The organism is Paenibacillus sp. FSL H8-0034 (assembly GCF_038000305.1).
Taxonomy (GTDB): domain Bacteria; phylum Bacillota; class Bacilli; order Paenibacillales; family NBRC-103111; genus Paenibacillus_S.
In genome coordinates this window covers 4,621,810-4,634,291 of the sequence record NZ_JBBOBS010000001.1, presented here as the reverse complement: position 1 = coordinate 4,634,291, position 12,482 = coordinate 4,621,810, and the positions used below count along the sequence as shown (strand labels likewise).

Annotated in this window: 15 protein-coding genes and 1 pseudogene; 10 read left to right on the top strand and 6 right to left on the bottom strand. The window is 42.7% G+C overall.

What is annotated here, in order from left to right; genetic code table 11:
- Positions 1–122: 122 nt before the first annotated feature.
- Positions 123–779, bottom strand: a complete 657-nt coding sequence (locus NST47_RS20900; protein ID WP_341156850.1) for a GntR family transcriptional regulator — start codon at positions 777–779, stop codon at positions 123–125.
- A 175-nt stretch (positions 780–954) separates the two neighbouring features.
- On the opposite strand from NST47_RS20900, the gene NST47_RS20895 reads away from it, so the two are divergent.
- The 5 genes from NST47_RS20895 to NST47_RS20875 are packed head-to-tail and all read left to right on the top strand — an operon-like array spanning position 955 to position 6,093.
- On the top strand, positions 955–2,013 hold the full coding sequence (locus tag NST47_RS20895; RefSeq protein WP_341156849.1) for a tyrosine-protein phosphatase: 1,059 nt from the start codon (positions 955–957) through the stop codon (positions 2,011–2,013).
- Positions 2,014–2,055: 42 nt separating this feature from the next.
- A complete protein-coding gene (locus NST47_RS20890; protein ID WP_341156848.1) occupies positions 2,056–2,934 on the top strand; it encodes a carbohydrate ABC transporter permease in 879 nt (292 codons plus the stop codon).
- 19 nt (positions 2,935–2,953) lie between these two features.
- Entirely contained in the window at positions 2,954–3,787 is an 834-nt protein-coding gene (locus tag NST47_RS20885) for a carbohydrate ABC transporter permease (RefSeq protein WP_341156847.1), read from the top strand.
- Positions 3,788–3,816: 29 nt separating this feature from the next.
- Positions 3,817–5,145 carry an ABC transporter substrate-binding protein gene (locus tag NST47_RS20880; protein WP_341156846.1) on the top strand — a complete coding sequence of 443 codons (1,329 nt, stop codon included), beginning with the start codon at positions 3,817–3,819 and terminating at the stop codon, positions 5,143–5,145.
- Between the two features lie 21 nt (positions 5,146–5,166).
- On the top strand, positions 5,167–6,093 hold the full coding sequence (locus NST47_RS20875) for a metallophosphoesterase family protein (RefSeq protein WP_341156845.1): 927 nt from the start codon (positions 5,167–5,169) through the stop codon (positions 6,091–6,093).
- Positions 6,094–6,200: 107 nt separating this feature from the next.
- On the opposite strand, the gene NST47_RS20870 is transcribed toward NST47_RS20875, so the two are convergent.
- Together NST47_RS20870 and NST47_RS20865 are read right to left on the bottom strand one after the other, a co-directional pair.
- On the bottom strand, positions 6,201–6,884 hold the full coding sequence (locus NST47_RS20870) for an aminoglycoside 3'-phosphotransferase (protein ID WP_341156844.1): 684 nt from the start codon (positions 6,882–6,884) through the stop codon (positions 6,201–6,203).
- On the bottom strand, positions 6,877–7,293 hold the full coding sequence (locus tag NST47_RS20865) for a MarR family winged helix-turn-helix transcriptional regulator (protein ID WP_341156843.1): 417 nt from the start codon (positions 7,291–7,293) through the stop codon (positions 6,877–6,879). The genes NST47_RS20870 and NST47_RS20865 overlap by 8 nt, the downstream gene beginning before the upstream one ends.
- A gap of 186 nt (positions 7,294–7,479) precedes the next feature.
- On the opposite strand from NST47_RS20865, the gene NST47_RS20860 reads away from it, so the two are divergent.
- The 3 genes from NST47_RS20860 (at position 7,480) to NST47_RS20850 (ending at position 10,061) form a co-directional block, all read left to right on the top strand.
- Positions 7,480–8,925: an MDR family MFS transporter gene (locus NST47_RS20860; RefSeq protein WP_341156842.1), complete on the top strand. Its 1,446-nt coding sequence runs from the start codon at positions 7,480–7,482 to the stop codon at positions 8,923–8,925.
- Between the two features lie 95 nt (positions 8,926–9,020).
- Positions 9,021–9,137, top strand: a complete 117-nt coding sequence (locus tag NST47_RS20855; protein ID WP_083689548.1) for a sporulation protein YjcZ — start codon at positions 9,021–9,023, stop codon at positions 9,135–9,137.
- 174 nt (positions 9,138–9,311) lie between these two features.
- Positions 9,312–10,061: a class I SAM-dependent methyltransferase gene (locus NST47_RS20850; RefSeq protein ID WP_341156841.1), complete on the top strand. Its 750-nt coding sequence runs from the start codon at positions 9,312–9,314 to the stop codon at positions 10,059–10,061.
- Between the two features lie 119 nt (positions 10,062–10,180).
- Here NST47_RS20850 and NST47_RS20845 read toward each other — a convergent pair whose 3' ends face one another.
- Positions 10,181–10,336, bottom strand: a complete 156-nt coding sequence (locus tag NST47_RS20845; protein ID WP_341159831.1) for a hypothetical protein — start codon at positions 10,334–10,336, stop codon at positions 10,181–10,183.
- Between NST47_RS20845 and NST47_RS20840 the strand changes: the two are divergent.
- Together NST47_RS20840 and NST47_RS20835 are read left to right on the top strand one after the other, a co-directional pair.
- Positions 10,315–10,666, top strand: a pseudogene (locus tag NST47_RS20840) (SDR family oxidoreductase); the annotation flags it as partial. The gene NST47_RS20845 and the pseudogene NST47_RS20840 overlap by 22 nt on opposite strands.
- A 135-nt stretch (positions 10,667–10,801) precedes the next feature.
- On the top strand, positions 10,802–11,194 hold the full coding sequence (locus tag NST47_RS20835) for a hypothetical protein (RefSeq protein ID WP_341156840.1): 393 nt from the start codon (positions 10,802–10,804) through the stop codon (positions 11,192–11,194).
- An 82-nt stretch (positions 11,195–11,276) separates the two neighbouring features.
- On the opposite strand, the gene NST47_RS20830 is transcribed toward NST47_RS20835, so the two are convergent.
- On the bottom strand, positions 11,277–11,861 hold the full coding sequence (locus NST47_RS20830; RefSeq protein ID WP_341156839.1) for a MepB family protein: 585 nt from the start codon (positions 11,859–11,861) through the stop codon (positions 11,277–11,279).
- A gap of 24 nt (positions 11,862–11,885) precedes the next feature.
- Positions 11,886–12,452, bottom strand: coding sequence for a 5' nucleotidase, NT5C type (locus NST47_RS20825; protein WP_341156838.1), 567 nt, complete (start codon positions 12,450–12,452; stop codon positions 11,886–11,888).
- Between the last annotated feature and the right edge of the window lie 30 nt (positions 12,453–12,482).

Here is a 12,482-nt window from a genome sequence, read left to right as displayed (position 1 = left end):
CGATTTACAAATCAATGTAGGCTGCTTTACCGAGATTACCACTCGCAAAAAATGCACCCCCTAGCACGCATCGGATAAACTTTGAGTTTAATCCAATGTGTATGCTAAGGGGTGCACTTGCTTTAGCTATCAAACCCCGGAACATCCATCGCGGTCCGATATAGGATCTTTTCAAACGCTTCGATCAGCGATTGTTTCGCTTCTCCGAAATTCCCTTTAAGTATTGATTCGTATACCGATTGATTGATTCGATTTGCAGAGTAGTGCTGCAGATGGGGTGTTTGTTTCCAATGAAGCAATGATTTCATTATGACCTTGTCTTTGTAGGAATCGATCATATTCAGCATCGTATCGTTGTTTGCTGCAGAAATGACAGTTCGTCTGAACAAAACAGAATTTTCAATGTATACCTTATAATCATTTTTTTGGCTGGCTTCTATTTGTATGTCCAGATATGATTTCAACTTCTTTTCATCGAACGTGTATTGACGTAATACGGCTTGATCCAGTACGTACAATTGCAGAGCCAGAATCGATTCATAGATGTGTACGAGTTCTTTATGCGAGATATCCTTCACCAAGATGCCCCGTTTGTTGAAGGAAATGATAAATCCCTCTGATTCCAAACGAGAGAGCGCGGACCGTATTGGAGTGCGACTCATATTAAATTCAATGGCAAGCTCGTTTTCGGATAATACCGTTCCAGGCAAGTACTCGCAGGAGATAATCTTTTGGCGAATATTGGTATAGGCAATAGATTCTAAGGATAATTTGGGCATTGTCAAAATGTTCCCTTCAGCTTTATCTCACTAGAATTCTACACGGTTTGACTCGATGTTGCAATAAAAAACGAATCTTAGCCTATTGCTCGGAGCGGCAATTTCATTAATAAATTCTTCATTAAACGATGATATTCATTTAACAAATGGATTGTACACTTATATGTATACATTAATGGATACACAAGAGAGGGGTTCAACAAAAGTAATGGAGATTCAAATATCAAACGTAGAAGTAAATCGTATTGGAAACCGAATGCACATTCAATGGGACAAGGAAATGGCATTGGGAAAAGTGAAGGTTTTTACCGGAGTGTCGCCAATTGATGTGAATGAAGAATTGGATGAAACTGCTATAGGTGTCTCATCATTATCATTCGACGACCCGAATCCGGGACGACGAACTTATTTTAAACTGAAGTCTGAACACGGTAGAGCACGAATTACAGCTGAAAGGAGACTACCGCTTCAAGGCTCCATAAACTTTCGGGATATGGGCGGATATGAAACAGTGGATGGACGTTATATTAAATGGGGAATGCTCTATCGATCAGAAGAACTGATTGGTTTGACCGAGGCCGATCGACTATACCTGCAGCAATGCGGATTGAAGATGATTTGCGATTACCGAGCTGAATACGAGGCGGAATTGAAACCCAATCCATCAATCGGGGATGCCCAGCAAATTGGAATTCCTATTGAAGTGAATTCTCCAAGGCATCGATCACGTATGAACTATATGGACATGATCGCCATGGACAAGCTTCATTTGCTGGGCCCAACGGGCGAAATGCTGACTTTAGCCAATCAGCGGTATGTTTCCGATTTTACGAAGTCATTTACCATTTTGTTCGAACTTCTATTAACGCCCGGCAACCTGCCAATGGTTCAGCATTGCGCCGCCGGAAAGGATCGCACAGGCTTCGGATCGGCAATAGTTTTATTGGCTTTAGGTGTCCCGGAGCAAACCATTATGGAGGACTATCTACTCACCAATACGTTCAGAGAAGAAGCCGATCTACAAACTCTTGCATTCATTAAACCGAAGCTTGCGCAAGAAGCGGATTGGGATGTTCTGTGGGCTGTGATGCAAGCGAAACGAGAGTATCTTCAGGCTGCGTTCGATGAAATCCATATGCGTTACGGGGACATAGACCGTTATTTGGAAGAAGCGGTCGGTTTAACAGCTTCGAATAGGGTACAGCTTCAAGATATGCTGCTCACCGACATTTAATCGACTCGACTTATAACCCTTACACCAAAGGAGAGAATACATATGACTCGGAGCCATCGACTCGATTATAGACCCTTTTTATACATCCTGCCTGCGTTGATCGGTTGTCTTGTGTTTACGGTTTATCCTGTTATTTATTTATTTTATCTAAGTCTTTACAAAGTTGATCTGCTAAGCAATACGTGGAAGTTTGTTGACGTACAGAACTACTTGAGTTTGGCACAATCACAAGATTTTTTGCAGGTTTTACGAAATTCGTTCTTTTATTCTTTTTTTATGGTTTCTATTTCCTGTACTTTATCGCTTGTATTGGCTGTTCTGTTGAATCGTCCGGGAAAGCTGCATCAATTTGTTCAGACTGCGGTGTTCACGCCCCATATCATCCCATTAGTTTCTATATCTTTATTATGGATGTGGATGATGGATAGGGATTATGGGTTACTGAACATGATACTCCAATCGCTTCACTTGCCCACGTTACTATGGATCGATAGTCCGGCCACTTCGTTGATGTCATTGATTCTGGTGGCCATATGGAAAAGTCTCGGATTTAATATTTTGCTCATTATTGCGGGCATGCACGCTATTCCGATACCTGTGCTGGAAGCCGCACGTTTGGATAATGCAAATCCAGTCCGAATAGTTACCCGAATTATTATTCCGCTGTTATCGCCAACGCTCTTTTTTATGCTGACTGTGAATATCATCAGCTCTTTACAAGTGTTTGATTCCGTCAAAGTTTTGACAAGCGGAGGACCTGCCAACTCCTCAAATGTGCTTGTTTATTGGATTTATCAAACGGGATTCGAATTTTATAAATTTGGTGAGGCTTCGACTGGAGCGGTGATCCTGTTTGTGATTGTGTCCATTGTGACGATTGCGAACTTCCTGATACTACGCTCCCGTGTTCATTATCATTAATCTAAAGGCGGTTCAAAAAATGAGCAAACGCGTATTTGGTGTAAACCTCCCAGAAGCGGCAGGGTTACTCTTGTTGCTGGCGGTCGGACTGATCTATTTGTTTCCGTTTTATTGGATGATTGTTACCTCCTTTAAGACGCTGCCGGAGACGCTGGTTTTTCCACCATCGTTTTTTCCGAAGCAATTGAAGTTTGAGAACTATTTGGATGTATGGAAGACGGGACCTTTTCCCCGTTATGTGTTTAACAGCTTTCTCGTTGCCATACTAACCACCGCTCTCCAATTGATTGTCGCAATACCAGCTGCTTATGCGTTCGCAAGAAGACGATTTAAGGGATCTAAAATCGTGTACGCTATGATACTTGCGGGTATGATGCTTCCGATGCAGGTTGTAATCATTCCGATCTACCTGCTGCTCAGTGAGTTAGGCTGGATTAACACATATGCAGCATTGACGATCCCCTATATGGTTTCGCCATTTGCCATTTTCCTACTGACTGAATCCTTTAAGCAATTACCGGACGACATTATCGATGCGGCAAAGTTGGAGCAGCTGTCAGAAGGAAGGCTTGTGTTGAATATGCTGCTTCCCATGATCAAGCAAATCATAGTTACCGTCACTTTGCTGCTTTTTATCACACACTGGAACGATTTATTTTGGGTGCTAATCATGACGAGCAGCGAGCAGCTTCATACGTTGACGGTTGGAATGATCAAATTGACCAATACCGAGGGTACGCATTGGCAATTACTAATGGCTGGCAACGTTATTCTAGTGGCGCCGATTTTTATGATTTATTTGTTTGCCAGCAAACACATCAAGTCCGCTTTTACATACAGCGGCATCAAATAGATAATTGAACTATACGAGGAGAGAACTTTATGAAGAAGCTTTTATTAAATTTAACTATCTTGGTGACAGTACTATCGATTGCCGGGTGTGCAGGAAACAACAAGACAGATAACCCAGCAGGGGATAAAGCAGGCTCGGGAGGTGCCAAATCCGAAAATACAGCTGCTTCTGTGACCAAAATTGAATATTGGTATGCACAAGCCGCTCAGCTAAGCAAAGCAACAGAGGAGATGATCAGCAAATATAATTCCGAACAAGCCGCCGTTAAGGTAACTGGAGTGAACTTGGGCGATGGCAGTGCACTTGCCACCAAGCTGCAAGCCGCCATTCTTGCGGGTAATCAGCCGGCCATAGCGATGCTTGCTACGACGCAAACGTCGGAATTCGGTTTATCCCGTGCATTGGACGATTTAAAAACGTATTTTTCAAAAGAAGAGATTGCTGCTTTTCATCCAGGTATGTTGAATAATGCCTTAATCAAGGATCAATTGCTCGGAATACCTTTTTATCGAAGTACTTTTGTCATGTACTACAACAAGAATATGCTGCGTGACGCAGGGCTTCCAGATGCAGGTCCAAAAAATTGGGAGGAGCTGAAATCGTTTGCTTTAAAAACGACTGATAAAAACAAATCGGTTGTCGGTTTTGAGATGCCAATTGACGTGATCTTTTTCGAGGATGGTGTATTTCAGCAAAAAGGTGAAATGTTCTCGCCAGATGAAAAGCAAGTCGCTTTCAATAACGAAGCGGGCTACGCTACAGTCAGATTATATCAAGACATGATCAAGAACGGTTCCATGAAGATACCGTCCGGTCAGGAATCAAATGCGCATTTATCGGCGATTAACGACTTCATCTCACAGAAAGCCGCAATCATTTTTACAACATCGGCTACATTGCCTACTATGCTTGAGGGTGCAAAGGATAAATTCGATCTTGGTGTAGGTTTTCTACCGGCAGGGCAGCAGTATGCAGCGAGCACAACTGGCTCCAATCTGACGGTTCTAGCAAAGTCATCAACGCAGGAAAAGAAGGCTGCCGTGGATTTTATTAAATGGCTTGCGCAAAAGGAAAATGTGGCTCAATTGAGCGAAGTTACTGGGTATATCCCCGTGACAAAGGAAGCAAAGGAAAGTGAGCGAATTAAGCAGCTATGGACTAAAACACCACAATATCGCGTTGCCTATGATCAGCTTGATTTTGCACGTTCAAGGCCAACAATGAGAGGATACAAGGAAATATCGATAAAAATTCAGGATGAAATCAAAAAGGCTCTGATGGATGTTTCTATTACACCAGAGGATGCAGTGAAGTCGGCAGCGAAGCAGGTACAGCTATTACTAGACGCCCAAAAATGACCCGAAAAGGAGATTTTAAATATGAAAATGTTTTATGATGATCAGCTTTTTCAAACAGACAAGCGACCGTGGGTAGGAGAATTACCGCAGATATCATCCAATAATTTCCAGTTTGTTATCATGGGGGATCGTACCGGTTTTGCAATTGAAGGAGTGTTTGAAGAGGCATTAGGGTTGGTCAAGAATATGAACCCGGATTTTATCGTTGCAGTTGGCGATTTGATTGAAGGATATTGGCAGCACGCAGAGGGCGCTCATCGGGAATGGGACGAGCTTGAAGCCCACATTAAAAGTACAGGATTGCCGTTCTTGCCGATTGCTGGCAATCATGATTATAGTAGTGTGGTTATGAAGCAGGTTTGGCAGGAACGGAAGGGATTGGATTATTATGCCTTTCGTTATGGGAATGTTTTATTTTTGGCTTTAAATACGGAAGAACCGCAGCATTCACTTTCCCCTGAACTTGAGCTTGCATTTAGGGAGACAGAAATCCTTAGCAAGCGTGAACCGGAAAAAGCTGAAGAGGTGATTCAGGCACTGCTGTCTAACATTTCCAAGCAGCAGGCACAAGAGCCAAGCGCACCTCAACCGAAGCCTTGCATTGGGGAGGAACAGTTTGCATTTATCGAAAAAGTACTTAATGAGCATCAAGATGTAGATTGGACCTTTGTCATGACACATCGACCGATCTGGAATACGGACGGTACCGTATTCGAGCGAATGGTCCAAGCCTTGAATTCAAGACCGTATACAATGCTTGCCGGTCATTTTCATAAGCTGGAGGTTGAGAAGAAAGCTGGCAATCAACATATCCAAATGGGGAGAACTGGCGCCAACAAGCATAAAACTGGGCTGGACGAATTTCATCATATCATATGGGTAGCTGTGAAGAATGGGGTTCCGAGCTTTACGGCCATTAAGCTGGAAAACGCTATACAGTTAAGTTAGAAAGCTACACGATACAAAATGACGTATGGAAAATAATGAGAATCCGGTTAAAGGCTTCTTCCATCGGGAAGAAGTCTTTAACTGCGTTTACACGAGATTGGACAAACCTATGAGGTCAACTTCATCAATTTTGTAAAGTAATTCAGTCCGTATACGTCAACATCACTGCGTCCATAAGCATCCAAAAACAAATCTCTATATGTATCTGTCTTCAAGTTATAGTTTAGTGTCCATAAGCCCAAATAAATATCATTGTGCCTATCGCCAAGCCCGCCGTCTCCTAAATCAATAAAACTTTTGAATGAAAAGTTATCCATAATGATATTAGGTAAGCAGTAATCTCCATGAATGATCACATTGTCGATAGGTGAATAGCTATACTCGTTAGCTATACTAAGGTCTATCCCCTTAGCATCCTTAGCTTTTAACAATTCGTTACTCCTATTAGGGTAAGGACAACCCTCGGGTAGGAAGTAATGCAGCATTTTTAGATATACACCGAATACACTTGCCAATTTTCCAGGATTTTCAATGTGTAGTAAGGCCGTTCCATCTTCGCCGCTTACCGCCTCTGTAAGCAAATAATCATGATCTAAATCTGATTCATAGACTACGGCCTTGGGCGCAACGTTATGGGTATGTAAAAATTGTGTCATTTGATATTCTCGTTCAAGAGTTCCTCTTGTACTTATCTTCAGAAAAGTACGTTCCGTGCCCGAAACAAATAGTGTCCTCGCAGCTTCTGAACAACTGCTATCATAAATTGTTGCTCCTTTAATGTACTCACTCAACAAACGTCCGATTTAATCTTGCCAGCAGCTCACCGAACTTTTGACGTTCGTCATCAGACCAGTCCTTGAATAGCTGTGCATGTCGGGCCAGTCTGGTTTTTTTGGCCTCCTTTACTTTACGCATACCTAATTCCGTGACTTGAAAATAACTGGACCTTCCGTCCGTCGGATCGGGCATTCGCTGCACATATCCTTTGGCTTCCAAATGAGTCGTTTGCCTGCTTATCGTCGATATGTCCAAACGAAATTCGTCAGCTAACGCCTTAACTCCAACGGGCCCACTCATGGACAGCTGTGTGAGCAGCGTGTAGGTGGATCGATCAAGTCCTCCCAGCTCTTTGTCCAAAGAAGAACGTCGGATTAGTACGACCAATTCATAATCGATCAATTGCAGATCCTTTTCTTGCACCTGTACATCATTCCTTTGCATGGCATTGACATTTGGATATGTAGTTGTATAATACAAATACATCATATAATTGTATCATACAACTACTTACAAATAAACCCGATTATTTACACGCTCTGTTGGAGAATATAGGGTTAACCAATATCTGCATCAAGTAAACATGTGGGTGAGAAGGTGGAGGATATTGTGGCTAAGAAGGCAGCTGGCAATGCATCGTTTTGGTTCATAATTTTGGCTATTTTTTTCGGAAATTTCATGTCCATGCTCAGTTCGACAACGATCAATGTTGCATTTCCGATATTTATGAAAGATTTTCACGCTGAGCTGGGCATGGTTCAATGGATGATTACCGGATTTTTGCTGGCTACAGGGGTCGTCGCTCCGGTTGTCGGCTATTTTGGTGACCGGTGGAGCTATAAGCGTTTATATATATTTGCCTTATCCGGCTTTACCTTATTCTCAGGCTTATGTACGATCGCATGGAATATTGAATCATTGGTGTTGTTCCGAATTCTGCAAGGTGTGTTCAGCGGCTTGATTATTCCTACAACGATGACGATGATCTACCAATTTATTGAAAAAGACCGACAGGCATTTGCGATGAGCTTATGGAGCTTATCCTCCATGCTGGCACCGGCTTTTGGACCGACTCTGGGGGGCTGGCTAACTGAATACTTTGGCTGGAGATCTTTATTTTTACTAAATTTACCGATAGGACTTGTTGCGATTACCGTTGCTTTCAAGTGCCTTCCTTTTCAACGAGCAAGCAAGTCTAATACATTCGATTTACCTGGTTTTATTACCGTCCTTGTCAGCAGTTCTTTTATTATTCTTGCATTTAGCGAAGGAAATGGCTGGGGTTGGACCTCCTGGAAAACATGTTCGTTTCTGATCATTGGGGCAGCGACTTTGGTCTATTTCATTCGCCGCGAGCTTTCCCTGAAAGAACCGTTGCTCAACCTGCGCGTGTTCCAAACCAACCGCTTCACGTACAGCTTGATTATTAATTGCATTATTACGGCTTCGTTGTATTCGGGAACCTTTTTAATTCCGGTGTTTTTGCAGGATATTCAGCAATCGACAGCTTTGAACACGGCTTTGGTGCTGCTGCCTGGTTCCATGGTTATGGCTTTTTTTTCCCCAATTGTCGGAAAGCTGTATACCAAGATAGGTCCTTTTTGGTTGATTCTAAGTGGTATTGTACTGTTGATCGTATCAACTTGGGAGTTGAGTCATATCACGCTCCAGGCGACTCATATGTATGTGGCCTGTTGGATGACAATTCGTTATGTGGGGATTGCCTTGGCATTTATGCCAGTCATGAATGCAGGGATGTCTGCTATTCCCAAGGAGAATTCAGGACACGCTTCGTCCGTGACGAACTGGGTGCGCCAAGCTACAGGAGCATTGTCCATTGGAGTTTTCAGTTCTTTGCTCGCGGCCAGATCGTTGACTCACCAGAAAGAGCTTAGTGCTGGAGCGTCGGCAGGTGTCCAGCTCGTGAGAGAGCAGGGGATGACCTTAGGGGTGCAGGATGTTTTTATGACGGCGACCATCATTTGTATTGCTGCCATTCCGTTGACCTTTTTATTAAAAGAAAGGCGCAAGAAAACACAGCCCCTGACCGGGTAAGGTGGGTATTTCTCACTGAATATTTTTAAAGCGTCCAGTCACATGACGTTTGACTAACATAACATACAGAATGGAAGTCGGAAGGAGGGATTGACATGGGTGCACTCGGAGTTGGTGAAAGTTGTGCCGGCTATGGCTTTGGCACTTCTACAGGTGCGATTCTTGTACTGTTTATATTGTTGGTAATCATTACCGGCGCATTTCTTTACTAAATTCTCGGACCATCCGCCTTCATGTTCATTGAAGGCGTTTTTTGCTGTAGGGAGGGGGACAACCCTGCTTAAGTTATTTGCTACCCTTGAAAGTCGATAAGTTCATCGTTATAATTGGAATATCTTTCTATATGAGGTGAATTGGATGTCATTCCGTAGCGTTCGAAACAACGTATGAACCCATTAGAATATAAGAATTTTTACGATAAGGTTGGACAATTAAACGGTTGGGATTTTAGTCAGCTGAAGGTGGTATCTGAGGGAAAGCAGTGGGATTTTTACAATGAAGTTACCCACAGATGTAAGAAGTCTGATTTACTGCTGGATATTGGGACTGGTGGAGGTGAAAACTTGCTCTCCATCTCTGATTCTGCTCTGCTGCTAGTAGGAATCGACAATTCGAATGGTATGATGCAAACGGCTGCTGCTAATTTGCACAAGTCCAGGAAATCCAATGTACGCTTTTTGCAGATGGATGCAGCAAATCTGGAGTTTCCTTCAAGCTTTTTTAATATGGTAACTTGCCAGCATTCGCATTTCTGCTCAGAAGAGGTAGCCAAAGTATTAGTACAAGAGGGTTTGTTTCTCACCCAACAAGTAAGTAATAACGATAAATTTAACATCAAACAAGCTTTTGGCAGGGGACAGCAATTTGGAGCTGACGATGGGATTTTAAAAGACAAATACTTATCAGAATTAGCAAGGGCTGGCTTTACTGAAATTCAGTTCTATGAATACGATGCAGCGGAATATTACGAATCGTATGAAGATTTGGTGTTTCTTTTGAAATATACTCCGATTATTCCCGATTTTGGGCTATGTAATGATGATTTCGACATCCTTCGTAAATTTATAGCAGATAATAAAACCGCCCAAGGAATAAGGACGAATTCGAATCGCTTCATGATAACCGCAAGGAAATAACGAGCAAGATGATCCAGGTTAAGTACAAAGGCTGCTCATAATAGCAGTCTATTTTGCGTTAACATGCCATACCCTGAGAACATGTAGGTATTATATTAAGATCATCTGAGTAGAGGGATTCAATTGCCTCTTGCTTGTGGTTCATCAGGGTTAGGGTTGGATGATGAAAGCTCAACATATTCGATAAATCGTTTGGCCGCTGGTGATACATAGTGGTCTTTTCTCCATTTCAGACCAATCTCCCAGTACCAGCCTGCCTCTATATGAAACGACATTGGCTTATGCGGCGGCGAAGGCTGCTCTTGCCAACTACAGCAAAGGTTTGTCCAACGAGTTCTCTCCACGAGGAATACGTATAAACACAATATCGCCAGGTTTTATTCAAACTGAGGTCGCAGATGCGATGATTGATCGAATTGCAACCGCAGCTGGGAGCAGAGAAAGTGCGCTGAAACAGTTAATGGGCTCACTCGGTGGCATTCCGCTTGGCCGCCCGGGACTTCCGGAGAAGTTGCCGACCTGTTGCATTTCTGGTATCCGACCGTGCATCATCGATTACAGGGAGCGAATACGTTATTGATGGAGGCACGATGCCAACCGTGTAATATCCTATAAATCAACACATATTTTACTGGATTTATAGCAAACTATTCAGAGGAGAAGGCTGCATTTGGATGTCAATATACGAACGAACAAGCGGTAGAAGCAGCTTTATATAATGAAGAAAGGGGGGGATACCCTTGGCAGAAAAAAGCATCATGGCTTACTTTCATTCACCTGATGATGCAAATCGACTGCTTCCCAAGCTAAAGGCACTTGGAACCATTGATGTTCAGGTTGCTAGGATTGGTCAATTCCAGGGTGACGGCGTGAGTGAAACATTTAATCCATTAACGGGAGGCTTCCCCGGGTTAAGCTTTCTAACGCTGAATAATGAGAGTCCAGGGATTGACGAAGGCATCTTGGCAGCGGCAGATGTTGATGCCAGCGGATTAAGTGCTCCACGCTCAGAGGATGGGTATTATGATCATAACGGGGTTGGCAATATGGATATTTTGCTTACGGTGGTTATAGAGGAGCAAGCTTATGAACAGGCACAACGGATCGTCCGGGAGGGCGGAGGCTTCTTTTAACCTAACTTAGTGGACAGTTTACCATCATAGAGCGGACAAAATGCCCTTTACCTTTCATGGTTGAGGGCATTTTGTCCGCTCACTATAAAGTTTCCTTGTATAGACCGTAAAGCATTTGTGCACGCACATGGTCTAAGGGTCTATTCACAGGTATTTCCAGAAAATATTCCAGCTGCCACGCTTGAGTTTTTAGAGCCTGACGGCTTGTAGGATGGTCCCAAGATGGGTAAACCCGTATTCCTCTTTTACCACCTTTACCTTGACTGGATACGATATCGTGAGCACATAAAACAGATGTCGGAAATATAAACTGACCCCAGTTGTTATCATGGCGTGTACTAATAACAAAGAAATCGACTCGTTCTGATATGTCATAGGGCTGGGTCGGTCCATTCCCGATTTTCTCCCATAGGGTCACAAATTGCCCGATCTTTGTAGGCGTGATTTTTGCGACACGAAATCTAATGGAAAGAGCATTCAAGTTAAATACATACGCACCATAATCCGCATTTTGTTTTTCTTCGAGTGGTTGAGAGCAATCAAGCCTGCAAGGGTTATATACAAGCTTCCTGGTGGCCAGCAGGTCACTATGAATCATATCGGTCGAATTCCAATTAATGCGATCACTCGTGCCTGATTTTGAAAAGTCTTGATGTTGTTCTTCCATCTGTTCAAAATCCCCCATATTTTATTAACTCAAGTTTAGATTAGATGCCAAGTAGTCAATATGCTTGTCTACCTCATTCCAATTGGCAGCACGCAATACTAAGGGATTAGAAACCGATATATTATAGGGCTGTTCATATAAAATAACGGGCTTATTGACAAGGGCAAACTCCTCAGCATAGTGAGGACCGTCATCAATCAATACATCCACCTTAGCTTGAATACATGCTTGGAGTTTATTTTCGATCAGTGTAATATTGTGATAATTAATTTTATGATGCTGAAGCCAGCTAATGGTAACCTCACGGTAAAGCAAGGGTCGTGCGGTAATAATGGATATTTGATGCTGAGTATATAGTTTTTGTAATATTTCTACGGCCATGGGCAGGGGCGATGAATTCCAATGAATATCATGACCATATTTATTGTAAACGGCATCACGTTCCTCCTTATCCCACCCATATAAACGGTATAAATAAAAATCATTCACATCCACATGCGTTAACGATAACCCAGACGCGATATTATAGTAATGTAAAAAAGCTGTAGTTGCATCTAGAATGGTGTTGTCCAAATCGATTCCGATATGCAAGTTTAACAAACCTCCAACTAAACCACTTGA